We start from the raw sequence: 25446 nt of genomic DNA, 5'->3' as shown, positions 1-25446 counted from the left end.
TGCTCTTACACCAAACTGTCATCTGTATGTGGCACTTTTTTACTCAATCCTATTTGACGTATAAAACTTTATGAACCAGATTTAATTTCAATGCCTACATGCTAGGGCCGTCACGAATTCAGACTTTCATAGGATACGGACCCAGTGTAGAGGACCCCATTAGCCAGAGGTTGGCTGATTGCTATCGGATAATGTCGCTTGGTTACTGATAGTGTGCTCCATACAAGCGCTGGGATTGAATGAGAAAGTGTGATGAACATATATGTAGGAAACTTGCCCTACCAGGTAACGGAAGATGACCTGCGTGAAGTATTTGGGGCATATGGCGAAATTAGCCGTTGTAATGTGATTCGTGACCGGGAAACCGGTAAGTCCAAAGGATTCGGATTTGTTGAGATGCCAGATGGAGGGCAAGCAGAAGCCGCTATTCAGCAACTTAACGACAGCAATCTACAGGGACGTAACATGAAAGTGAACGAAGCCCGCCCAAGGGAAGAAAAGCCCAGACGGAATTTCCGGCCCCGATATTAGATAAGCCAAAATTTCAGATAGGTTCTCAATGCCTGCAAACTGATGTAGGCATCGAGTAGCACTTTCGGTTACCTGTATCAGGTGGCTGCAAGCAGGGTTTGCAATTGAGTGACAGAATCAGTCTGTTCATCCTCGGATGGAGTGATGGCCGCTTCTATCTGCTCAAAGTATTTCCGATGTTGTTGGTTGATCTGAACTCCTCGATTGAAGGTCTGGTTGGTACTGGTGATCAGCTGGCTCATGATGTCGCAGATAGCCTGTTCCTGACTTTCCGACAAGCCCAGATAATGCAGTGAGCTGGTGATTTGTTCATTGGTATGTTCAGTGGCGGTCACAATTTCGTTGGTAATACTCAGATAGCTTGTTTCCAGATTGGTCAATGCCGTCAGCATTCGCCGCGACAGATCGTTGAGTAGCTGCATTCTAAGTTCCACCTCAGTGGCATCGTCCAATGCTGTGACCTTGGCGTCTGCCCCCTGTAGCAGGGCAAATATATTGTCACGGATTTTTCCACAGCGTATTTCGTCGCCTATCGGCATATTCTTAATTAATAAAGAAATGCTCCCGTAGTTACAGAACAGTCGTTTTCCAGACTGATGGAATCTTGCTGCTTTACTGAAATGGGTCAATAATTGGGTTTCCAGTTCCCGGGCGATACCGCTGCGTTCCATGTTTTTGGTGTTGAAACGTCCACGAATCTGCAGACTGCAATTCAAGTCATAATAATCCAGGGCCTGAAACAGTTGTATCCCAAGTTGGTCGAAGTTGTCGCACTTACTGACTTCAACCAGAAACTGAATATTGTTTCCCAGGTCGCTGGTATCTGTCATCGCGCTCATGGCAACTTCGTTAGCGAGCTTGAGTTGGGACTTTAGTTGCCGGCTTGCTATCCGATTTAAGACCGCTTTGTGAATTCTTGTGATCAGTTCTTCACTACCGGTTTCGGAGTCCAGAACGTCGTCAGCACCGGCATCGATAAAACTCATCATGATATTGGCGTCGGGAGATTCCAGTATTACAAGACAGGGTGGCTTTTCTTCCAACTCAAGCTGATTGATTTCCTGGAGCAGAGCTATTTGCTCTGCATCGGACAATGGCTGGCATAAGAGGATTACGTCCAGCTGTTGACCCTCCGCAATCATGGCGGCGATCTGTTCCCGGTCACATGCCGTAATATGCAGAGTAGCACTACAGGCAGTTTGTATCGTACCGGGGATTTCTCCACACAATCCAATTTCGTATGGTGTTCCCATAAGGCTTCTCCTGGATCCTTTTGCCTTGAATTTATCCTAGTCCAAGCCGTCTGAAATACCAAGGAAAGGTCTGATTTATCGGTCCGGTCAAAACTTTGCAGTGCAGAACTTTCAGCTATAGTTAGTAACTGCAGGATTCTTCAGGTCACAACCCTATTTTAGTAGGAAGCACTATATCCATGGTTGAAGATATGAATGAAGCAACACCTAAAGCACTGGGGGGAAGGGTAGTCCTAGTCGCACCCCCGGTGCTCATCATGCTCATATCTTGGTTTGTCCCCGCTTCCGTCGCTCCCTGGACCTTCAGTTTTGCTACCTGTCTAGTAATTATTCCCTTGTTGAAGACGATCAAACATGTTCCTCGGGGAGCGGGAGCTGCAGATAATCAAAAAAACTCTGAGCATGAGAGACAGCAGATTATCCGGGAAACTTCCGAATACTGTGAGGGGGCTCTCCTGGAGATTCGTGAGGCCTCAGAAGAGCTGAATAACATCATAATCAGCAATATAGAAACCCTTAGTCATTCATTCGTGGAACTCAGCGACAGTTCAAGCCGGCAAAGTGAATTGGCATTTGAAGTTCTGGACAGAGTAAGGGGCACGCAGTCAAATTCAAATAAAGATGAATACTCGCCACGGTTATCCATGGAGGAGTTTGCCAGTTCTCTGGACAGTGTTATCGGCACTTACGTGGAATTGCTGGTGAATGTCTCGGAAAAAAGTGTCAATGCCGTTCACAGAATCGAAGACATGGTTGGCCAGCTGGACCAGATGTTTGCTCTGCTTGGAAATATTCAGGAAATTGCTGACCAGACAGATCTATTGGCTTTGAATGCCGCAATCGAAGCGGCACGTGCCGGAGAAGCGGGGCGTGGATTCGCAGTTGTTGCCGATGAGGTCAGAAGGTTGTCCCGCGGCTCCAGTGAGCTGAACACCCAGATCAAAGGTAAAGCCAGTGAAACCAAAAATGCGATCAGCAAAGTCCGGGAAATTGTTGGTGAGGTCGCATCGTTGGATATGAAAGAAGCGCTAAATGGTCGGGGGTATGTTGAGCAGTTGATCGAGGAGCGCTCTAAGATCAATGTTGAGATCAATGAAGCTGTTGCGCGTATGGCGGAGTTATCCACACAAATAAAGCGCCTGGTAGATAGCAGTGTCCAGGGGTTTCAATTTGGAGATATTGCCACTCAGGCATGTGGGCGGTTAACGACGCGAATGGAGCTGGTCCATGAAATTCAGGATATTCTGCTGGAGCTCTCTGAAAACCGGATACTGAACTCTGAGGACTACCAGCGACTGCAACAGAAAATTAACGGAGTAAAGAATGTGGACCTGGGAATTCATGGATCTGAACGAGCTCAGTTAAATGGTGACGATATCGAATTGTTTTAATCGGGTAGCTGTTGGATGAACGATATTGGAGTTTGGCTTTATTTAGGTAGGGCTATCAGATGTTTTCGATATTCACGGACCATATTTTTTAACCTTAACCATCTTTAGTTTTTTTAACTGCAAGTTACAGAGGTTCTTTATGACAATTGAGTCCAGAGCTTCATCGGACGAAAAAAAAGTCATCATTGATATCCGGGGGCGATTTGATTTCAGCCAGATTTCGCAATTTCGAAGCTCCTACGAATCCCATAACAAGGATGCAGAATATACCGTAGATTTAAGGCAGACGGAGCATATTGACAGCTCTGCACTTGGAATGCTCTTGAATATGCGCAGCTATCTGGGGGGAGATAAGGCAAAGATTAAAATCGTAAATTGCTCCCCTGGGATCATGAAAATTTTTGAAATATCGAGATTTGACAAGAAATTTACCATCTCCTGACATTCAGGGAGAAAACTCATGGAAATACTTGTTGCGGAAGATGAGGCCTATTGCCGTAAACGGCTGGTCATGGAACTGGAAGACGTTGGCCATGTCTGCCATGTGGCAGAAAACGGTGCAGTTGCTCTGGAGCTTTGGCGCGAAAACAAGCCGGATATGATACTCATGGATCTTTTGATGCCGGTCATGGATGGCCTTGCTGCCTCCAAGGCCATCAAAAAAGAGCAGGCTGGAGTGCATGTTCCGTTGATATTCCTGACAGCTCTTTCGGATGAGGAAGAGCTGGCACAAAGTCTAGAAGTGGGCGATGACTTCCTGGTCAAACCCATCAACTTTAATATTCTGCGGGCGAAGATAAAGGCCCATGAACGTATTCTTATTCTGAACCGTCAGGTGTTATTGCAAAACAAGGAATTGGAATATTTCCGCAGTCGCGTTCATCAAGAATATGACATGACCCGTCATTTGATGGAGGCCTCTCAAAAGTCCAGCGATAGGAATGTTCCGGGAATTGACACACGCTGTACGGCCGTGTCTTTTTTCAACGGGGATCTGGTCCTGCTTTATGAAAAGTGGGATGGTGGAGCTTACTTTCTCATTGGCGATTTTACTGGCCATGGATTAGCGGCTTCTGTTGGCTCGATCCCCGTAACTCAAGCCTTTCGGACCATGAGTAAACGAAACCTTTCTGTCGGTGAAATTGTTCGGGAACTAAATCTAATCCTCAAACGATTGCTCCCCGACACTATGTTTTTTTGTGCCACGGCAGGGGAAATCAACCAGGCCAGAAGCCGCATTGAACTATGGTGTGGTGGTTTACCGGATGCTTATCTTCTGGGGGAGCGAAATCAGATACATCGTGTGATCAAGTCGACCCACATGCCCCTGGGAGTCATGGAAGATAAAGAGTTTGAAGCAGACACTGAAATAGTACCTCTCACCGAAGCTGACCGGCTGATCTTTACAACTGACGGGGTTACCGAGTGTGCCAATGCAGAAGGGGACATGTTTGGGGAGGAGAGTCTGGTCAAGGCTTTACGTCATAGCAAGGGCAGTCTTATTAGTACGGTATTACAGGCCATCTATGAATTTAATTCAGCTTTGCAGGACGACTTGTCACTGATTGAGATTACCTGTTCTGAAAAAGGAATTGCGCCGGATGATGCAGAAGAAGAAATATCGCATGAAGACGATGGTGTTATCGGTATACCTGCCATATCAATGCAATTTGAATGGCAGCCGCCTCAGTTGAAGTCTGGTGATCCGCTGATGATCGTCAGGCAGTGGCTGAATCGGCATATGGCGATTCGTGAGAATAAGGAAGTTGTTTTCATGGTGATATCTGAGCTGTTCAATAATGCACTTGAGCACGGTGTATTGGGTTTGTCTTCAGAAAGGAAGAACGAGGACAACGGATTCGAGAACTACTATCAGCTCAGGCAGGAAAGCTTGCAAAGCCTTAAGGACGGGTGGGTTCGTCTGGGCCTGAGGATCTCCAGTCGTCTGCCGATTAATCTAACAATTGAAGTAACAGACAGCGGCCAGGGCATCTCTCCTGGGAATCTGGATCTGGAAGACAATGACGACACCTTTGGGCGCGGTCTGCCAATGGTAAATGCTGTTTGTCAGCAGTTGGAATTCAATATTGATAACTGGCAGGTCAGAGCCGTTATTGATCTCAACCATTAAATGATCAGGGTACTTAATATTGTATCACGGCTCTGGAAGATGAAAAAAAATTAACCATACAAGCTTAAAAGCTGCTGATGGCGTCGTGCGATTTTTACGACTGCTGCTAACCTTGTATGAAAGGTCAAAATTTGTGCGGTTCGAAAGGGGATTTTATGGCTAAGATTCTTGCAGTGGATGACTCTGCTTCAATGCGGCAAATGGTGTCGTTTACGCTGAAAGGAGCTGGACATCATGTTGACGAAGCTTCCAACGGTCAGGAAGCACTGGGGAAGGCTAAATCCAATAAATATGATCTGGTGATCACAGACGTCAACATGCCGGTAATGGACGGAATTACGCTGATTAAAAATTTGCGGGCAGAGTCCAATTATAAATTTACGCCTCTGCTGATGTTGACTACAGAATCCGGAGCCGACAAGAAAGGAGAGGGTAAGGCGGCTGGTGCTACCGGCTGGATCGTCAAGCCTTTTAATCCTGATCAGTTGGTTACCACGGTAAAAAAAGTCCTGGGGTAGCCCCGGATCGTCTGCCAGAATCAATGGTCAGAAAAGCATGGAGTAGCTCATGAGTGTTGATGTTACACGTTTCCACAGTGTTTTCTTCGAAGAGAGTGATGAGGCCGTAAACGACATTGAGTCTGGTCTGTTAAATCTCGATGTCGCCTCTGTTGATTCAGAAACAATCAATACCATTTTCCGTGCTGCTCATTCCATTAAGGGGGGAAGCGCCACATTTGGATTTCAGCAAGTTGCTGCGTTTACACATGTCATGGAAAATCTGCTTGACGAAATCAGGGCGGGTAAACGTCAGCTTAGCCAGGAAATTGTCGATGTATTGCTTGGTTCTGTGGATGCCCTGCGACTTTTGCTGACATCAGCGAAGACCGGTGTTCAATTGGAAGAGCAGGTCTTGGCTGAGCACCTTGTTCCACTGGAAGCAATCATGTCCGGGGAGTTAACCGGCAACTCCGGGTCTACTTCAGCGCAGCCGGTTGCTGATGACGATAGCAGCGAAAAGCTGGTTGGCTGGCGAATTGTCTTCACGCCTCATAAAGAGATGATGCTTCGCGGAAATGACCCTTTGCGAATCATCAGGGAACTGGGGGAGCAAGGCCCGTTGGAGGTGGCGTGCGACACAGACCAACTACCCGAGTGGGAAAACTATGAGCCACTGAACAGCTACCTAGGTTGGACCTTGATTCTGCGCACCCCTGTCGATCAGTCGGTCCTGGATGATGTTTTCGCCTGGGTTGAAGATGAATGCGATCTGGCAATTGTGCCGATTGTGGAGGCCATATCTCAGCCTGTAGCTGAAACCTCTTCTTCTCCTCAAATCCCTGAAGATAAGACAAAAGATACAACCCCGGAACTATCGAAAGAATCGACCACAAAAAAAGCGTCGACGGCAAAAGCCGTATCTGCGGGATCTTCCGAGAGTCAGTCTATTCGTGTTGACCTTGGCAAAGTTGATGCCTTAATCAACATGGTGGGCGAATTGGTAATCACTCAGTCCATGCTGAATCTCCTGAGTGAAGATGAAGCACTTCAGGGCATGGAGCGGCTACAGCAAGGCCTGCTTCAACTGCATCGCCAGACTCGTGCGCTGCAGGAAGGAGTCATGCAGATTCGCATGTTACCAATTTCCTTCTGCTTCAGTCGTTTTCCACGAATGGTGCGTGATCTGAGCAAGCAGCTGTCCAAGGACATTGAACTGGTGATGAGCGGAGAATCCACCGAAGTGGATAAAACGGTCATTGAGAAAATTACCGATCCCCTTGTTCATCTGGTTCGAAACAGCGTTGACCATGGTATTGAGACCATGGAGGAACGTATTGAAAAAGGAAAACCTGAACATGGGACTGTCTGGCTGAGGGCCTACCATCAGGTCGGCAATATTGTGATTGAAGTGGAAGATGACGGCAAAGGTCTCAATCCCGAAATACTGATCAACAAAGCCAAGCGCAAAGGCCTGGTTTCTGAGGATGCTTTTATTCCCGACCAACAGGCTTTTGAACTGATATTTCTACCGGGGTTTTCCACCAAAGAACAGGCCAGCGACCTCTCCGGCAGGGGGGTTGGTATGGATGTGGTCAAAAGGAATGTTCAAAGCCTGGGCGGGAGTATTCATGTGGAATCTTCCCTGGGACAAGGCACACGATTTGTCATTCGTCTTCCGCTGACGCTGGCCATCATGGACGGTCAGTTGGTCAATATCGCGGAAGAAGTCTATGTCATTCCATTGGTGTCTATCATTGAGTCACTGCAACCTCACCCCGAGATGGTCCACAACGTGACAGGGACAGGTGAAGCGATCAAGCTCAGAGGACAGTATCTTCCCGTCCTGAGGTTGTCCGAAGCATTGGATGCGCCAGTGGGTCATGAAGAGAAAGCTCTGGAAAACGGTATTGTGGTGATCGTTGAGCATGAAAATAAACGTTTTGGATTGTTTGTCGACGATCTCTCCAGCCAGCAACAGATCGTGATCAAATCTCTGGAAGACAACTATCACTCGGTTCAGGGAGTCTCAGGTGCCACCATCCTGGGAGACGGCAGGGTGGCGTTAATTCTGGATGTTGGTGGACTGGCAATGCTTCAGAAGGAGGTTGAGGAAACCTATGCCCAAGCAGGATAAGACAATCCAGGAAGAGGAATTCACTTCTCCGGCAGAAGGCGAAGATGAGTATCTGACTTTCAGTCTGAATCGTGAGGAATATGCCGTTTCAATCATGAAGGTCAAGGAAATCCGTGCATGGGAGCCTGTGACCAGGGTCCCCCATGCCCAACCCTGGGAATGCGGATTGGTGAATGTACGTGGTGCCATTGTGCCGATTATTGATTTACGGAAAAGAATCGGGCTGAAGAACTTTCATTATGACAAGCATACGGTCGTCGTCATGTTCAATGTTCGGGAACTCGGCCGTGAAAAGGTACAGGGTGTCGTTGTGGATGAATTGACGGATGTGGTTCGTTTTCCTTTGTCCTCAATTCAGCAGGCGCCTCAAATCAAGAAAAGTCGAAGTACGCAGTTTGCTCAAGGTGTTGTGGAATACTCGGGACGCATGATCATCATGCTGGACCTGATAAAGGCCCTGGGGATCAGGGAAGAAGCGGAATAAACCTCAAACTACAAGACAGATATATGTCAGGAGACTGGACATGACCGTCAAACGCTCGCTGGTATTGGTTGGATCTCTATTTGTTGTCATTTTGCTGGTCATCCTGGTCAGCCTTTTCAGTCAGACACGGCTGGTGCATGAGAATGAGCTGCAGATGGAGAACTCGGTCCAGCAACTGAGGTATGTCGGAGATCTGGATATGCGGCACGATGGTGTCCGCGGGAGTATATATCAGTATCTTCTCTCTCTGGAGATCAATGATTCCCAGATGCAAAGTGAGGCACGAGAGGTGTTTGCCGAGCACAAGGGTCGGATGCTGGAGGACTTAACCCGAATCAGTGGCATTGTCTTTTCTGAAAAGCTGACGACGATGGTTCAGGAAGTCGAACCGGATATGAGAGCGTTCTTGCGATCAGCTGAAATGATCATCAATAGCCGAAATTATGCTGAGGCAGCGTCTAATTTTCAGACCTTTCAACAGAGCTTTGACAATTTGGAGGTGTCTCTGGAGGCGTTGGAAGACGGTGTTCTTAGCGCCTACAAAGATATATCCAACAGAGTGGAAGCCAGTCTGGACACTGAAATGTTTACCGTCGTGGCTGTGACATCGATCGGTATTATTCTGGGTGTAGGAGCGCTTTATGGTTTTGGTCGCAAACTGATGAAAACGCTCGGTGCTGAGCCTGCAGCTCTCTCACTCATTACCGATGAACTGGCTAAAGGCAACTATGATCAGGATTTAGAGGGGGGAGGTGGAGTATTCGCTTCAATGAGGGAGTTGCGTGACCAATTGAAGGCCCAGGTTGAACGTGATCGTGCCCAAATGGTTGAGATGACCCGTCTTAAGCAGGCCATCGAAACAACCACTTCCAGCATCATGGTGGCAGATGAAGAATTTAATATCGTCTATATGAACCCTGCGGTGACCAAGACGCTTTCGGATGCAGAACACGAAATTCGCAAACGTGTCCCTCAGTTTGACGCTGATAAACTGATTGGCCAGAACATCGATTTCTTCCATAAAAATCCGGCGCATCAGCGCCAGCTGTTAAAAAGCCTGAGAGGGCCTTATGAAGCCAATCTCGCGTTGGGGGATACCTTATTTGATTTGACCGCCGGTGCCATTCGGGATGATAAGGACGAAATACTCGGATATGTGGTGGAGTGGCGCAATGTGACTCAGGAAAGACTGTCAGAGGTGGAAATGACTCGCCTCAAACAAGCCATCGAAACGACCACCTCCAGCATCATGGTGGCAGATGAGCAATTCAACATTGTCTATATGAACCCTGCGGTGACCAAGACGCTTTCAGATGCGGAAGATGAAATTCGCAAACAGGTACCTCAATTTGATGCGGATAAACTGATCGGACAGAACATCGATTTCTTCCATAAAAATCCTGCACACCAGCGTCAGCTACTGAAAAGTCTGACTGGCCCCTATGATGCCAATCTTGCTTTGGGCGACACGCTGTTTGACCTCACTGCCGGTGCTATTCGAGATGGCAATGGCGAGATCCTTGGGTATGTTGTTGAGTGGCGTAACGTCACTCAGGAAAGACAGGCAGAGGTCGAAATGACCCGGCTACAGCAAGCAATCGAAACTACCTCGACGGCTCTGATGGTAGCTGATGAGCACTACAATATTGTTTATATGAATCCCTCCGTGACCCGGGTATTGAAAGCGGCAGAGTCGGAGATTCGTAAACGCCTGCCTCAGTTCAACGCCGATGAATTGCTCGGACAGAACATCGATTTCTTTCACAAGAATCCTGCCCACCAACGTCAGTTACTTTCCCAACTGAAGGCTCCTCATGAAGCCAGCCTGGTATTGGGCGGAAGCCACTTTGATCTTACCGCCGGTACGATTCGGGACAGTAAAGGCAAAATTCTTGGGTTTGTTGTTGAATGGCGCGATGTCACCAATCAGGTAAACGCCGAAAGTGAAGTGGAAAAACTGGTATTGGCCGCCAAGCAAGGTGATTTGAAAGAGCGTGTTCCTGCAGAAGGCAAGGAAGGGTTTTTCCTGAAACTGGCAGAAGGCCTGAACGAGTTTGTGCAGGTGGTGGACAATGTACTTGAAGACATTGATTCTGTTGTAAGCAAAATGGCCAAAGGTGATCTCAGTGGTCGTATGAACACAGATTACAATGGGCAGTATGCCAATATCGCGGATTCGGTAAATGGCAGCGTTGAACGATTAAACGGTATCGTGAATCAATTACTGGTGGCAACAGAGAGTGTCCGGGCCGCCAACCATGAGATATCCACAGGTAACAATCAGCTCTCTGAAAGAACAGAGAAGCAGAGTTCAAGTCTGGAAGAGACAGCCTCCAGTATGGAAGAGCTCGCCAGTAATGTTCGCAATACCGCGGATAACTCTCGTCAGGCAGACCAACTGTCAAACCATTCGCGGGACTCAGCATCCAAGGGCGGTGAAGTAATAAAACGGACGGTGTCTTCCATGGCGGAAATTAACGAATCCAGTCGTAAGATCGCCGAAATTATCAGTGTGATTGACGATATCGCTTTCCAGACCAATCTTCTTGCGCTGAATGCCTCTGTGGAGGCTGCTCGGGCAGGAGAGCAGGGCCGCGGTTTCGCTGTAGTAGCGACTGAGGTCAGGAATCTGGCTCAGCGCAGTGCGACTTCCGCCAAGGAGATTAAGGAACTGATCGAGGACAGTGTGAAAAAAGTTCAGGCAGGTTCTGAATTAGTCAATGAATCTGGCTCAACCCTGGATGACATCATTGCCAACGTTAAAAAAGTTTCAGATCTGATATCAGATATTGCTGCGGCGACAGAAGAGCAAAGCTCCGGCATCGATCAGATTAATCGAGCCATATCAGAGTTGGATGAAATTACCCAGCAGAACGCTGCGTTGGCAGAGGAAACGGCGTCATCGGCAGAGTCATCCCTGGACAGTGTTGCGCAGATGGTGCAAGTCATGTCCTTCTTTCAGGCCAAAGACGAGCTGAGTATTACGCTACCTCAGAAAACTCAGCCGAGGAAAATGGCGGCTCCAGCGGCCACTTCCTCTAAAGGAAATAACAAGGATAAGTCTGCAGCCCCTCCACCCAAGACATCTAAACCTGAGGCAGATGAAGACGATTGGGAAGTGTTCTGATGAAGCAAGGTCAAAGTGCGAGTGAAGAACGTTCTTCCCAGTTTCTGACATTCAGGATGGGGGAGGATGCTTATGGTTTGGATATTCTTCGGGTTCGTGAGATTCGTGGCTGGAGTAAGCCCAGGGAAATTCTCAATGTGCCCAAATACATCAAAGGAGTTATTGAGTTTCGTGGCGGTATAGTTCCGATCGTAGATCTGAGAATGAAGTTCTCATTAGGGAGTGGGCCATACGACCGGGAAACAGTTGTCATACTGGTCTCTATCAAGCATTCCGTCGATGATCAGGCACAGGATCATGTTGTGGGAATGGTGGTTGATCGAGTGGCAGACGTTCTTGATATCAAACCCGCTCAGATCAAAGCGAAACCGGAGCTGGGGTCAAAGCTGGATACTCGCTATCTGAAAGGATTGGTCAATACAGCCGAGGGTATGGTGCTGTTAATTGATGTGGACTCGTTGCTGGATCCGGAAACCTTTTTCCAGGTAATTGAGGCGACTGACAAATGACGAGAAAGAAGAGTGTGGCCATTACACTGCCCGCCAGTTTGACGATTGCTAACGTAGAAGCTTTGCATGAACAATTACAGGCGCCGGAATACGAGAAGAAGGTGCAGTTTGACGCAAGTAACGTTGAAGTGGTGGATACGGCGGGATTACAGCTGCTTCTGGCGGTTCAGCGAAGATTGTCAGCCAATGGTGGAATCATTGATTGGAAAGCGGGAAGTGATGCACTGGGACAGGCAATTAAAGCAGCTGGCCTGCAGGATGTCATTGTGACCTAAGACAGGGGCGCTGTATGACCATGGCACGACTGGAGCGGGATTTTCATTTTACCCGGAAACACTTCGATTATTTTCGACGTCTCAGCCAGGACTATTCTGGCATTGTGGTTGCCGACAATAAATATGAGATGTTCTATTCCCGGCTGACGAAGCGATTGCGTCAGTTGAGTCTCAATAGTTTCGACGATTATGTATCTTACCTGGAATCCCATAGGGAAGAGGAATTCACGGAATTTATCAACGCATTGACTACTAACCTCACCTCCTTTTTTCGTGAGAGTCACCATTTCCAGTTTTTGCAGAATCAGGTGATCCCGCAATTACTGCAGAGAAATCAGCGACGGATTTCCATCTGGTCCGCCGGATGTTCCGTAGGAGAGGAAACCTATTCCATCGCCATTACCCTGGCTGAGGCGGCGCAGCAACATGGCTTCAGTTGGGAAGTATTGGCTACGGATATTGATACGGCAGTACTGGATCAGGCGCGGCAGGGCGTATATCTGCTGGAAAGAGTCAAGAATCTGCCAATTGCGCAGAAGAAAAGATGGTTTTTAAAAGGCAAAGGCAAGAATGAAGGTTACGCCAAGATATCCAGAGAGCTGAGGAAGAATATTCGTTTCGAACAATTGAATCTTATTCAGGGCTTTCGTTTCGATAAGCCGTTCGATGTGATTTTTTGCCGTAATGTTGTTATCTATTTTGATCGGGATACTAAAGTCGAACTCGTCAGGAGATTTGCCAGTAGCTTATCCAGTGACGGATATTTGATTCTGGGTCATTCCGAGTCTCTGCATGGTATCTCAGATCAGTTCAGATCCATTGGCAATACTATATACGAGAGAATCTGAGGAGCCTGTTGTGGTTTCCAAAAAACATCTTCCGCCACCCTGCCTGCCCTGGTTCCATAATGTGAACCGGTTCTGGGATCCTCACCGCAAAGAGTATGTTGCCAAGATCATGCCGGGCGAGTATTACGTCACGATTGAGGGAGAGTATATCGGTACGGTGTTGGGGTCATGTATATCAGCCTGCGTGAGAGACCCCAAAAGCGGTATTGGGGGGATGAATCATTTCATGTTACCCCAGAATACTCAGGGAAGTGTCAGTGTGATCAGTGATGCCTACCGCTATGGAAACTATGCAATGGAGCACCTGATCAACGATGTTATGAAGCTCTGTGGCACCCGTGACCAGCTAGAGTTCAAATTATTTGGGGGGGGGAATGTCATTCGGGCAATGGGCAGTGTTGGCCAAAAAAATATTCAATTTGTCCGGCGCTATCTGGAAGTAGAGGGATTCAAAATCACGGCTGAAGATTTGGGGGGAGATCATCCGCGAAAAATTCTCTACAACCCCAAAACCGGCAAGGTGCTGCTCAAGAGAATCGAGTCACTGCACAATGACACCTTGATAAAACGGGAGACGCATTATATGGATACCCTAAGGGAACTTCCGGTGGAAGTTGGCGACGTGGATATATTCTGATGGGATGCCTGAAAGTAGGGGGAGGTTCATACATCTGTGCCTGGTAAAAAATATAAAGTATTGGTGGTGGATGATTCCGCGCTGATGCGTAAATTATTGACTGAAATTATCAGTGAATCTCCCGATCTGGAAGTAATTGATACCGCTGTCGATCCGTTTCAGGCTCGGGAGAAAATCAAAGAACTGAACCCCGATGTGCTGACACTGGATGTGGAAATGCCACGGATGGATGGGATTACGTTCCTGCGCAATCTGATGCGGTTACGCCCCATGCCGGTTGTCATGATCTCCAGTCTGACTGACCAGGGAGCACAGGTTACGTTGGATGCACTGGAAACCGGCGCGATTGATTTTATCGCAAAACCCAAGCTTGATCTGAGGGAAGGAATAGAAGAGAAAGCGGCAGTTATTATTGAAAAAATCCTCATGGCTGCTTCAGTCCCCAGGGATAAGCTTCTCCGTAAACAGCAACAATTACAGCGACTGCAACAACGGCGTGACCAGTATACAAAAGAAGAAGCACCACAACCGCTATTTGCAACAACGGATAAACTGGTGGCAATTGGGTCTTCCACCGGCGGACTGGATGCTATTCGTGATGTATTGATCGGCCTGCCGACTTCTGTGCCGGGTGTCGTGATTGCACAGCATATCCCCGGGGCGTTTTCCCGCTCTTTTGCAGAGCGGCTTGATCGAATACTTCCTTTGCGTGTGGAGGAGGCCTATGAAGGGGCGCCGATAACAACAGGTCGGGTGTATATCGCTCGCGGAGACCGGCATCTTGAGGTCGTGAGGTCCGGTGCCAAATATGTCTGTCAGATAAATGATGGCCCTTTGGTAAATCGTCACAAGCCCAGTGTTGAAGTTCTGTTTGATTCGGTCACCAGTGCTGCGGGCAAGAATGCGCTGGGTGTCATGTTGACCGGAATGGGGAAAGATGGGGCAGAGGCCTTGTTACGACTGCGTCAGGCCGGAGCGCCAACGATTGCTCAGGACGAGGAAAGTAGTGTGGTCTGGGGTATGCCGGGGGCAGCAGTCAAGCTGGGTGCTGCCAGTCAGGTCTTACCCCTGGCTGGTATTGCTGAAGAAATTGTTCGTTGGTCAAAGTGAATGGATCACGCTGGTTGGTCCTGCCACGTTAAATTTATAGCGCAGGCAACGCTACTTTCGGATGCCTTGTGTTCATAGGTATTATGATTTTGCTGTAGTTGCTAACCCGCGTCTAGCATGGAAGCTTGAAGTTGCTGACGGGCACGGATAAATATGGTTTGAGAATTCTCGTCCAGTAGTTTGACCTCAGTGACAGTGCTGACAAGATTCAGGTCATCCTTGAGAAGGTTTTCAGATTGATTTCTTCGGGATAGAAATAGCTGTGTCAGCCGACTCTTGACCAGTTGTGAATGGGATTCATCGGTTTCCGGCATCAAGACACAGAATTCGTTACTGCCGGTGCGTCCGACGGTGTCCTCTTTTCGGAATAAATCCCGGCATAGGGAGCCGGTTAGCTCCGCATGAGAAGGAGCCAGCTTGTCGATCACCTTATTGCGGCTGGTCAGTTGGAACATTAGCAAAGTAAAGACGGAATGATGGCGAAATGCCCGGCGCCATTCTTTATCGACAGCGTCAAAGAAAGCGGCGGAGGTGAACAGTTTTGTTTCCGAATCCAGATTGGGAAGTTCAAGTAAAAGGTCTTCGACTTTTTTGTATGCGGTGATATCCCGCTGGATGGAAGCAAAATGTGTGATTGCTCCGTCAGGCCCCTTCAGGGGCATAATGCTGAGTTCTACCCAGTAGGAAGCGCCATCTTTGCGATAATTGAGAATGCGGCAACGCAATGGCTGCTTCTTCTCAAGATGCTGACGAATCAATATTATGGTTGTTGGTGAGGTCTTTTCCCCTTGTAGAATTCGGGGATTCTTGCCAATCAGCTCCTGTGGCGCATACCCCGAAATTCTGGTCATTGCGCTGTTGGCATATACGATACCAGGGCCTGGTGGGTCGATATTATCTGCCCGGGTGACAATGACTCCATCTGCGGCGGAGTTTACGATTTCCTTAAAACCAAACTCCTGCATAAAACTGAAATCTTGCTTTGTCGATGGCATTCAGGCACCTGTTTAGGTTGTATGTTATAGGTATATGGCGCTTCTGATACTATTAATTCTACTGGCAAATAAGCTCCCTCCTATTTGCCTGGTAATGCCAAACTCTGCTTATGTCCGGCCCTGTCTCACGAGGCATGAGGCCGCACAGGCACATCCAGTGGCTGGAAATTAGCATGCCAACATCATTGCCATGTTAATATTTAGTCTAGTCTATATGACCAGTAGCGATAAATTTGAAGGTCGGATTTTACAAAATGGTCACCGGAATTCCAGAAAGACTCCAGACTGATCGCCTGATTCTTCGGCAGTTTCAGCCGGAAGATTATGACGCCTATAAGCGAATTGTGGCGGATCCTGAGGTTATGAGGTTTGTAGGCAGTGGAAAACCGATGACTCCTGCCTCTGCCTGGCAGAATATTGCCTTGATGCTCGGACACTGGCAAATGAAAGGATACGGTTTGTGGGCGGTCGAACGTCAAGGTCGCCCGGGATTAATCGGCCGGGTGGGATTATTTTTCCCTGAAGGCTGGCCGGGGTTGGAAATCGGCTGGTTATTGCACAGAGACTTCTGGGGCAGGGGGTATGCTTCCGAGGCTGCCCGAATGGTCAGAAATCTGGCATTTGAGACGATGCCTGGTCAGGGGTTGATCAGTTTGATCCATCCGCGAAACTTGCGCTCTGTCAGGGTTGCTGAATCTCTGGGCGGTAAGTCGGATGGGCAGATGTATGTCATGCAGCAGAAAGTCAACGTGTTCAGGTATGAATATGCCAGTACAGGCCTTGTCAGCCGGGCTTCAGTGACATGATCTGGTTGCGGCCGTTCTCTTTAGCGCTGTATAACGCCTGGTCAGCGCGCGCAAATACTTCATCGAAATATTCCTTACGCTCATTACTAATGGAAGAAGTGCCAATACTGACAGTAACATCGATGCTGTTGGGATGCAGATCTTCAATCAGTTCGCGAAGCTCTTCGGCACGATAATTCGCCTGCTCGAGATTGCAATGGGTGAGCAACATGACAAATTCCTCGCCCCCAAAGCGGGCAACAAAATCCCCGTCCCTGAAGAAGCCCTGCAGCGCTTCACCTATATACTTCAGGACCAGATCACCAATATTGTGTCCGTAAGAGTCATTGATTCGTTTGAAATGGTCAATGTCCATGACCATGACAGACAGATCTGATTTGTGTCTGTACGCCTCGGAGAATTTTCGCTTGGCAACCTCCACCAGGAAGTGCCGATTATACAGGCCGGTCAGATGATCTGTGGTGGCCAGATCGAGAAGGCGTTGGCGCTCCTGGGATAATTGTTCTATCAGACGCTTGGAGGCGACCAGGTTACTGATCCGGGCGTAGAGTTCGTCATCCAGCACCGGCTTGGTAACGTAGTCGTTGGCACCTGCACGAAGCGCCCGTATCTTTCGGTTGACATTATCCACACCTGTGACAGCCAGAATGGGGAGCTGTTCATAGGGAGATTGAGGGGAGCTGCGGATCTTTTTTATGAAGTCGATTCCAGTCTCATTATGTTCCAGCACGATGTCCGTCATGATCAGATCGTAGGATTGATTTTCCATCAGTTTCAGCGCATCGGCGATTGAGAAAGCGTGGTCCATATCCAGGCCAAGCCGCTTCAGCTTGATATCCATCGCCTTCGCGATAGTCAGACTATCCTCCAGGTAGAGGGCTCTGCCGCTGACATTGTATCGAAAAGGCCCCAAGGGAATCAGGCTGTGCAGACGCTCTTCCAGGCGTGTCAGGGCATCTTTGGGAATGATGTCGGTGGCACCGGCACTCAAGGCTCTGGACAACATGTCCGAGTTGCTTTCTGAGGTCACGATCAGAATGGGGGTGTCGGCGTTACATTGGCCACTCCTCACTGTCTCCGTAAATTCAATGCCGGTCATGTCCGGCAAGTGCATAGAGACGCAGATAACGTCGTACTGTTGTTTTTCAATTGCCTCGATGGCTGATTTGCTGGACTCCTGAATACTGACTTCGAAGTCATAGGCAACCAGCATGTTGGAGAGCACCTTGTGATAGAGGCGACTGGATTCGACTACTAGCGCGTGCATAAGACGTCCCGATAGCGTTTTAATTTCTTATTGCCATCAGTAGCAATTCACGTCAGATTGCTACAAATCGTTGTTGGTGATGTTCCCGCGCGTATATTCTACAACTTTAGACCAATATGCCAGGAATTCCGAATCATAATACAAGGGGCTGAAAATGAAAAAAGGCCAGGCAGAACCTGCCCAAACTGTGAAAGCGGGATGTGGAATACGATTTGACCCGGAACAACTGGGAGAAGAGACTTCCTTTGACTTTTCCGGGGCCAAAGCACTATTGTCGGAGATGGTGGAAACACCAAAAAAAACCCGGCAGAAAAGCCGGGTAAAGCGCTGAGTAGATACTCAGGGTCGAGACGATAGCCGGAGGGTTTCCCTCCGGCTGTTTTGATCATTAAAAATCGACAGAAGGTTCCCGAAACAACCTTGGACAGGCGCTGGTGTCTTCTTTAAACAGATGACAGTGTTGAGCCTGGACTCCCAAAGCAATGGCCTCACTTTCCCGGACGGGGTTGGAGCCATGGGTTCTGACTGTCAGTGTTGAATCAAACCCTTCCACCTCTGTGTGCAATAGAGTCTGGTATCCTAGCCTTTCAACGACGCTGACCATGCCGTTCAGGACAATGTCGGCTTGTTCCCGTTCAACAAAATGCTCCGGTCTGATACCCAGAGTGGCTTTGTCGCCGGATTGCAGACCTTCGCCATTCACGGGAATCGTTAACTCAACAGCGCCCGGAAGTGACACAGTCACATTCTGGCTGTTGGCTGAGCGCACCTGAACGTCAATAAAGTTCATTTTGGGAGAGCCGATAAAACCTGCCACGAACTTGTTGGCAGGGTAGTGGTACAGCTCCAGCGGTCTTCCCACCTGGGCGACCACACCATGATCCAGGGCCACAATTTTGTCAGCCATGGTCATTGCTTCAACCTGATCATGGGTCACATAGATCATGGTGCTCTGCAGGCGTTTGTGCAGTTTGGAAATCTCAATACGCATCTGTACACGTAAAGCGGCATCAAGATTTGAAAGTGGTTCGTCGAATAGAAAAACCTTGGGTTCACGAACCATGGTCCGGCCAATAGCGACCCGCTGACGCTGTCCACCGGAGAGGTCCTTGGGTTTTGCGTTCGAGCAGTTTTTCAAGCTGTAGAATTCTGGCAGCCTGCTGGACCCGTGTCTCAACTTCTGGTTTCGGGGTTTTGGCTAACTTAAGGCCGAAAGCCATGTTTTCTGCCACGTCCATATGCGGATAAAGTGCATAAGACTGGAATACCATGCCAACTTCCCGCTCCATGGGGGGCTTGTCGTTTACCCGCTCTTCCCCAATATAAAGGTCTCCCGAGGTGATTTCCTCGAGGCCTGCAATCATTCGCAGAAGGGTGGATTTGCCACAGCCTGAGGGACCGACAAAGACCACAAACTCACCGTCTTCAATGTCCAGATTGATATTCTTCGAAATTTCAATGCTGTCATAACTTTTACAGACATTGCGTAACGTTACACTAGCCATATCGACATAAACCTTTATTGATTCAACGGGGGCGGTTTGTTGGGCTTAGTCAGCGAGCCAGGCCAGACCGATTCCGTATGGAGGGAGATGGACTTTTCCACTGCTCCAGTCCGCATTCACGATTGCCAGATCTTCTCCAGCCGCATCCGATACCGGGGGAACTTTGACCGCGACCGGCTTATCGGAAATATTCAGTGCTACCAGCATGCGTTTGCCGTCATAGTTACGCTCAAAGACCAGGGTATTTTTACCGGATTTGTGGAATTCGATTTCCCCTTTGAGCAACACTTCCTGCGTGCGGCGCCATGCCAGGAAGTTGCGGTAGGCATTTAGCATGGACTCAGGATCGCTGTCCTGTTGCTCGACGCTGGCTTCAATATGGCCCTTGTAGAGCGGTAGCCAGGGTGTGCCGTCGGTGAAGCCTGCGTGGGCTGTATCCGAATTCCAGGGCATCGGAGTTCGACAGCCGTCACGCCCTTTATATTCGGGCCAGAAGGCAATACCGTATGGGTCCACCAGATCTTCATACGCAAGCTCCGCTTCTTCCAGGCCCAGCTCTTCTCCCTGATAAATGCATACACTGCCACGCAGAGTCAGCAACATGGCCATATACACCAGATTTCTCTCGCGTGAATAGCTTCCGTCAGACCATCTTGTGGCCACACGGCTGACATCATGGTTGCCAATTGCCCAGCAGGGCCAACCGTCATTCAGTTTCGTTTCAATGGTCTCGATAGTGGTGCGCAGGAAGTCGGCGTTGCACTGCTCGGTCAGAAAGTCGAAGGAGTACGCCATATGCAGTTTGTCGCCGTTAGACGTATAAGCCGCCATGGTGTCCAGTGAATTGTCATCACCGATTTCTCCGACGGTTGTGGTTCCGGGATATTTTTCGAGCAACGCCCGGACTTTCTTCAGGAATGCCAGATTTTCCGGTTGGGTTTTATCAAACCTGTGGCTTTGGTAGGCGTAAGGGTTTTCCTTGCGCACACCGATGGAGCCTTCTGCAATTTCTTCGTTGGGCGGGTTATCCCGTAACTTCTTATCGTGGTAGCAGAAATTGATCGCATCCAGGCGGAAACCGTCAACACCACGCTTCAACCAGAATTCGACGTCACTGAGAATCTGCTCAGCCACTTCAGGGCTATGGAAATTCAGATCCGGCTGACTGGTCAGGAAGTTGTGCAGATAGTATTGCCTGCGGCGGCTGTCCCAGGCCCAGGCTGAGCCGCCGAAGACGGACAGCCAGTTATTGGGGGGAGTGCCGTCAGCTTTGGGTTCCGCCCAGACATACCAATCAGCTTTCGGGTTATCCCGGCTGCTACGGCTTTCCACAAACCATGCATGCTGATCGGAAGTGTGGCTCAAAACCTGGTCAATGATGATCTTAATGCCCCGTTTGTGTGCTTCAGCGATCAAATCATCAAAGTCGGACAGGGTCCCAAAAATGGGGTCAACATTACGGTAATCGGATACATCATACCCAAAATCTTTCATTGGGGAGGTAAAGAAGGGCGACAGCCAGACAGCGTCTACATTCAAACTGGCTATATAGTCCATTTTAGCCGTCACGCCTGGCAGGTCACCAATGCCATCACCATTGGAATCAAAAAAGCTCCGGGGGTAAACCTGGTAAATGACTGCACCACGCCACCAATCACGATCAACTTGCATGTCGCCTCACTCTAAATTCAGGAATGTGGTTACCCTGGTTCAGCAAGATACAGGCCTTAACAAGGTGTCACGTATTCGACCATCGTCGCGATGCCTACATGCCAGCCAGATCTATATGTCAGACAAAGTAACCTGATTGGGCCTTGTTAGGGTTTATAAGTGTTTCATTCCCTAGTCTAGAACCCAATCACTACAATTATTATTTCTTGATAACAGATGGTGCCTGCGAGTGCCTGTGACAGCATCCTCCCTGCATTATTTTTCCTGGCGTAGTAGTAGGGATGAGGAAGGGAGGAGGGGTGGGGCGGAGCAATCGTCTATGGATAGGAGATAGGCGGGATCAACATCAGGAGAGGCCTGTGCAGCCTCCCCTGTGTGGGGGGTGAGTGAATACCTGGTCCTACTCCCCCTGGATCTTACTGAGCAGATTTCTAGCCAGCTCAATGGCTTCCGAGCGATGGGTAATATTCTGTTTTTGATAAAGACTTCGAATATGGGTTTTCACCGTAGTGGGCGCCACTTTCATGTGCTCGGCGATCTGATCATTGGACAATCCGGCGTGAATCAGACTGAGAACCTGCCATTCACGACGGGTAAGAGGCGAGGTCCTGATAAGTTCCGGTACATCCGGCCGGTCGATAATGTCCTGGATGATGGCCTCATCCAGTGTAATCCGTATGGCACGGCTGAAATCACGCTGTTGTTGAGAGAGTTGGATCAGGCGTTCTGCTCTCTGCTGCTCCATTTCGTCCAGGTGATTGTCATTGATCAGCGCTTTAAGAATATTGATCAGGACTTTACCTATTCGGAGGAAACTTCCAACGGCACCAGTGGTGCTGGCCAGTTTTAAGGCTTCAGCCATGTGCTGCATGGCCAGCTCCCTGTTGTCATTCTGCCAGTGTAGCTGGGCCAGGTGTATCAGGTTTCGATTGCAGTCGGTTTGCAGACCATATTGCTCAGCCACCTGCTGGATGCCAGTCAGGATGGGGAGCGCCATATCGTAGTTGCCAAGGCTGATGTAAGCCCGGGCCCAGTTACGGGCGTTACACTGGGTAAAATGATTCGTCGTTGATTGAGCATTGCATTCAGGTGCCACTGTCAGCCAGCGCTGAATGGCGTCCTGGTCTCTGACTGCGTCCCAGTACGTCAGCATGGTTGCGTGGGCATTGGCAGTCCAGTCAATGTGATAATCACCGGATGCCAGCATCTTATGCACTTTCTGAACGTAGTCTGCACAAAGGGATTGGCGACCCCGGGTCTGTGCCACCTTGGCGAGCAGGATGTAGTTCTGGATAAACCAGCGCTCGCCCTGCGCCTCAAGTACCTCAATTCCTTTCAATGCACACTTTTCAGCACTTTCCAGGTGGTGCCATTCCCACATGATCTGGCCGCGAATCCGGTAGAGAAACTCCAGTATCGGCAAATGATGCAAATTGTGCTCATCGGCATATTGGAGCGCTTTTTCCTGGATGTTGTAGGCTTTTTGCAGGTAGCCCTGGGCAACACTGATTTCTGATTGCTGGCAAAGTGCCCAGATGACATTGGGATGAGCGTGTTCGGCCAATGCCAATTGCTCTGTTTCCTGCATGCGTGACAGCGCTTCTTTTAGCTGTCCCTGCACAAAAAGTGATTCTGCATAAACTGAAGAGGCTGCAATCTTCGATGTAGGCAGATAAACCGGTTCGTGGGTCATCGAAACTTTGGCGTACTCCATTGCCTGTCCAGGATTATCCAGGTTCATGGCAACTTGTGCGCGGACAGCATTGAACTCACCGACAATGGCATTCCACTCGTCTTCACTGCAATGCCCTTGAAGTCGCACCTCTGCCGCTTTCAGCCAGCTCTCTACTTCCTTGAATTGATATTGCCCCTGGGCCACCCAGGCTCTTAAAAGCGTCAGCACAGGTTGGTCCGCGATAATCGACCGGTCCAGACCATCAAAACAACGCTGCAGAAGACTGAACTGGCCTTCTTTAAAGAACTCCCGACCCTGCTTCAGCAGAATATTCGTGATGCGTTCCTGGTCCTTGGAGAGAACCGCATGGTGGGCGGCCTCTTCATACATGTTGAGCTCCTGCCAGGCATCGCATGCTCGCTGATGCAGGCTGCGAGTCTCCTGTGGCAGTATGCAGCTTTGCATATGGCGAAGATAAGCCGAAAACAGCGGATGAAACCGGAACCACAGGCCGCTCTGGTCGAGAGGGACAATAAACAGCCCGATGTTCAACAGATTTACCAGTAACGCCTGCCCTTCAGTCTGATCTGCGATACGCATCACCATAAAGGCGTTAAAGCGGTCGAGGACGCTGGTTCTCAGCAGAAAATGACGCTGTTCTTCGGTGACAGTGTGGCGAAGCAGCTCATCGAAGTAATCGAAGATGTATTGATTACCCTGATGTAACTGATCCACGTAACTGCCGAATTCGGCACTGGTACTGGCGGTGGAGGCCAGCAACTGTAGCGCAGAGACCCAACCTTCAACCCGGCGGTTGGCCCGCTCAATATTTTCCCGGGACACTTCAAACCGTAACCTGTTATCCAGGTATTGCTGGGCTTCATCCGCAGTAAATGACAGATCCCTGCTGGAAAACTCCAGCATTCTTCCCTGCATTCTCAACTGGGCAATGCCGATAGGTGGTGTGGTTCGGGTCAGCAAAACCAAGGTCAGGTATGAGGGATGATGACGCAGAAGAAAGGCAATTCCTTCGTGAATCTCGGGATTGGTCATCAAGTGATAATCATCCAGAACCAGATATAGAGGTTCTCCCTCCAGAGGTAGCTCCGAAAGCAGATCAGTCAGAAAAGTCTGAAGATTGGGATAGTTTTGCCCCGTCAGAGATTTGATTGTCTCACTACAGGCACCATTTGTTGCCTCATCCAGTGTATGGGCAAGGTAAAAAGCAAACTGCTCACTGAGATTGTCTTGTTCGTCGAGGCGAAACCAGGCACATCGGGCATCCAGTGTTGCAAGACGGTCTGCCACGGTGGTGGTTTTGCCGTAACCTGCCGGAGCCTGGACCAGAATCAGACTGGCCGGTTCCGATTCCTGCAACAGTTCATCAAACTTGTCTCTCTGCAGCAGGTGGGAGGGAGCTGCCGGAGGTAAAATCTTCGCTCTAATCAAGGTTCGTGACTCGGGTTTTATTTTAGTTGTCATTACCGACCCTTCGCTATTTTTCTATACAACCAGAGGGTGTTGATCCAATGGCAACACCCACCAGAACTTTAGCAAATAACCTGGTCGACCTACAGCGAACTGTTCGTACTTCACAGGACTGAGCTGACTATATGTAGTCTCCCAGTCAAGAGAGCAGTCCAGTGTATGTACCATTCTTTTCTATATGGCACTTTTGCAATAAACCCGAGGATTCTACGCGTTTGTGACGAAGTTTGGTATTTTTACTAGATTTTGCGGATTGTGCGTATTGCGCAAAAGGTGTCAGATCAACATAATGTGCGCTGTGTATACGACAGCGTGTTTTCAATTCTTGCCTTTGATGGTTGTTTGATATGCTTCTCCTTATATGTATATCAACGGGTGTGGGGTAAGAGTGAGACCGTGACTTTGTGACCGGGAGACCATGTCTTCCGGTTTTTTTTATCCCAAAATTTATTTTTCCCTGTTTCGTAATATTAGCTATATTTCGGAATCCCTTCCTTTCGCCGTTGCCTCTGTCATTCTCTGTATACCCGTCTCTGATTTTTTATCGTAAGCTTTCCTCCTGTCTTCGGTAAATAAGCGCCATAAACTGGTGTTAAAAGGAGTATCTGCTTGGAATCAGTCTTCAAACTTCGCCTGATCGCGCCCTCTGACAACCTCAGAATAGGACAAATTATACGAGACGTATCTGCTGAATTTGGTCTGGTTGGGGAGTCCGGTTATGGTGTCTGTGATCCCGGTGTAGACCGTATGTTCGAATCCTATCAGTCTGCTGGCGCTGCCTATTGGGTTGTTGAGAGAGCTGGGTTGGTTTATGGAGGTGGTGGGATAGCCCCTTTGAAGGGCGATCCGAATACGGCAGAGCTACAGAAAATGTACTTTCTTCCTGAGTGTCGAGGCCATCAGCTGGGGTTTCAGTTGGCCAGCCTGACCCTTGAGTATGCCACCAAACACGGGTTCCGGCAGTGTTATCTGGAAACCACAAAAGCTTTGTCCGGAGCAATCGCTCTGTACAAAAAAATGGGTTTCAGGCAAATAGATGACCCCTTGGGCTGCACTGGTCATTCCGCCTGCGAAATCCGCATGGTGAAATCACTCGGTTAGTTTTCTGC

Annotated in this window: 21 protein-coding genes and 1 pseudogene; 16 read left to right on the top strand and 6 right to left on the bottom strand. The window is 49.0% G+C overall.

The genetic code is table 11. The annotated features are described in order from the left end of the window. The first annotated feature begins 252 nt into the window (after positions 1-252). Entirely contained in the window at positions 253-531 is a 279-nt protein-coding gene (locus F566_RS0112400; protein ID WP_020407307.1) for an RNA recognition motif domain-containing protein, read from the top strand. A 77-nt stretch (positions 532-608) separates the two neighbouring features. Here the strand turns inward: F566_RS0112400 and F566_RS32730 are convergent, their stop codons facing one another. Further along, the gene (locus tag F566_RS32730; protein WP_020407306.1) at positions 609-1784 is read right to left on the bottom strand and encodes a response regulator transcription factor; all 1176 of its coding nucleotides are present in this window, start codon (positions 1782-1784) and stop codon (positions 609-611) included. Positions 1785-1963: 179 nt separating this feature from the next. Here F566_RS32730 and F566_RS35420 point away from each other — a divergent pair, with 179 nt between their 5' ends. From F566_RS35420 to F566_RS0112335, 12 genes are all read left to right on the top strand, one after another. Further along, entirely contained in the window at positions 1964-3175 is a 1212-nt protein-coding gene (locus F566_RS35420) for a methyl-accepting chemotaxis protein (protein WP_020407305.1), read from the top strand. A 139-nt stretch (positions 3176-3314) separates the two neighbouring features. Beyond that, positions 3315-3617, top strand: a complete 303-nt coding sequence (locus tag F566_RS0112385) for an STAS domain-containing protein (protein WP_020407304.1) — start codon at positions 3315-3317, stop codon at positions 3615-3617. 18 nt (positions 3618-3635) lie between these two features. Next, complete coding sequence (locus tag F566_RS0112380) at positions 3636-5306, top strand: ATP-binding SpoIIE family protein phosphatase (protein WP_020407303.1); 1671 nt, start codon at positions 3636-3638, stop codon at positions 5304-5306. A gap of 155 nt (positions 5307-5461) precedes the next feature. Then, positions 5462-5824, top strand: a complete 363-nt coding sequence (locus F566_RS0112375) for a response regulator (protein WP_020407302.1) — start codon at positions 5462-5464, stop codon at positions 5822-5824. 49 nt (positions 5825-5873) lie between these two features. Then, entirely contained in the window at positions 5874-7940 is a 2067-nt protein-coding gene (locus F566_RS0112370; RefSeq protein ID WP_020407301.1) for a chemotaxis protein CheA, read from the top strand. Beyond that, complete coding sequence (locus F566_RS0112365) at positions 7924-8424, top strand: chemotaxis protein CheW (protein ID WP_020407300.1); 501 nt, start codon at positions 7924-7926, stop codon at positions 8422-8424. Before F566_RS0112370 ends, F566_RS0112365 begins: the two co-directional genes overlap by 17 nt. 40 nt (positions 8425-8464) lie before the next feature. Continuing rightward, the gene (locus tag F566_RS32720; RefSeq protein ID WP_020407299.1) at positions 8465-11551 is read left to right on the top strand and encodes a methyl-accepting chemotaxis protein; all 3087 of its coding nucleotides are present in this window, start codon (positions 8465-8467) and stop codon (positions 11549-11551) included. After that, positions 11551-12060: a chemotaxis protein CheW gene (locus F566_RS0112355; RefSeq protein ID WP_020407298.1), complete on the top strand. Its 510-nt coding sequence runs from the start codon at positions 11551-11553 to the stop codon at positions 12058-12060. Before F566_RS32720 ends, F566_RS0112355 begins: the two co-directional genes overlap by 1 nt. Then, complete coding sequence (locus F566_RS32715) at positions 12057-12335, top strand: STAS domain-containing protein (protein ID WP_020407297.1); 279 nt, start codon at positions 12057-12059, stop codon at positions 12333-12335. The genes F566_RS0112355 and F566_RS32715 overlap by 4 nt, the downstream gene beginning before the upstream one ends. Before the next feature lie 14 nt (positions 12336-12349). Continuing rightward, positions 12350-13183, top strand: a complete 834-nt coding sequence (locus F566_RS0112345) for a CheR family methyltransferase (protein ID WP_020407296.1) — start codon at positions 12350-12352, stop codon at positions 13181-13183. Between the two features lie 10 nt (positions 13184-13193). Further along, positions 13194-13820 (top strand): chemoreceptor glutamine deamidase CheD, encoded by a 627-nt coding sequence (gene cheD / locus F566_RS0112340; RefSeq protein ID WP_020407295.1) that lies wholly within the window; start codon positions 13194-13196, stop codon positions 13818-13820. 36 nt (positions 13821-13856) lie between these two features. Next, on the top strand, positions 13857-14930 hold the full coding sequence (locus F566_RS0112335) for a protein-glutamate methylesterase/protein-glutamine glutaminase (protein WP_020407294.1): 1074 nt from the start codon (positions 13857-13859) through the stop codon (positions 14928-14930). 101 nt (positions 14931-15031) lie between these two features. Here F566_RS0112335 and F566_RS0112330 read toward each other — a convergent pair whose 3' ends face one another. After that, positions 15032-15925 (bottom strand): GGDEF domain-containing protein, encoded by an 894-nt coding sequence (locus F566_RS0112330; RefSeq protein WP_020407293.1) that lies wholly within the window; start codon positions 15923-15925, stop codon positions 15032-15034. A 254-nt stretch (positions 15926-16179) separates the two neighbouring features. On the opposite strand from F566_RS0112330, the gene F566_RS0112325 reads away from it, so the two are divergent. After that, the gene (locus F566_RS0112325; protein WP_020407292.1) at positions 16180-16731 is read left to right on the top strand and encodes a GNAT family N-acetyltransferase; all 552 of its coding nucleotides are present in this window, start codon (positions 16180-16182) and stop codon (positions 16729-16731) included. Here the strand turns inward: F566_RS0112325 and F566_RS0112320 are convergent. Then, positions 16709-17998, bottom strand: coding sequence for a diguanylate cyclase (locus tag F566_RS0112320; protein WP_026179957.1), 1290 nt, complete (start codon positions 17996-17998; stop codon positions 16709-16711). The two genes, F566_RS0112325 and F566_RS0112320, sit on opposite strands and share 23 nt — an antisense overlap. A 154-nt stretch (positions 17999-18152) precedes the next feature. Between F566_RS0112320 and F566_RS36910 the strand changes: the two genes are divergently transcribed. Then, positions 18153-18329 (top strand): hypothetical protein, encoded by a 177-nt coding sequence (locus tag F566_RS36910; protein WP_020407290.1) that lies wholly within the window; start codon positions 18153-18155, stop codon positions 18327-18329. A 57-nt stretch (positions 18330-18386) separates the two neighbouring features. Here F566_RS36910 and malK read toward each other — a convergent pair. From malK to malT, 3 genes and pseudogenes are all read right to left on the bottom strand, one after another. After that, positions 18387-19503 (bottom strand): annotated as a pseudogene (gene malK / locus F566_RS34845) (maltose/maltodextrin ABC transporter ATP-binding protein MalK). 45 nt (positions 19504-19548) lie between these two features. Further along, positions 19549-21174 (bottom strand): alpha-glucosidase, encoded by a 1626-nt coding sequence (locus F566_RS0112305; RefSeq protein ID WP_020407289.1) that lies wholly within the window; start codon positions 21172-21174, stop codon positions 19549-19551. Between the two features lie 400 nt (positions 21175-21574). Beyond that, positions 21575-24331: an HTH-type transcriptional regulator MalT gene (gene malT / locus F566_RS0112300; RefSeq protein WP_020407288.1), complete on the bottom strand. Its 2757-nt coding sequence runs from the start codon at positions 24329-24331 to the stop codon at positions 21575-21577. Between the two features lie 615 nt (positions 24332-24946). On the opposite strand from malT, the gene F566_RS0112295 reads away from it, so the two are divergent. After that, positions 24947-25438, top strand: coding sequence for a GNAT family N-acetyltransferase (locus F566_RS0112295; protein WP_020407287.1), 492 nt, complete (start codon positions 24947-24949; stop codon positions 25436-25438). Positions 25439-25446: the final 8 nt, after the last annotated feature.

This window comes from Hahella ganghwensis DSM 17046, from assembly GCF_000376785.1.
Taxonomy (GTDB): Bacteria; Pseudomonadota; Gammaproteobacteria; order Pseudomonadales; family Oleiphilaceae; genus Hahella; species Hahella ganghwensis.
The sequence above is the reverse complement of the archived record's forward strand: the minus strand, read 5'-3'. Positions and strand labels throughout refer to the sequence as shown.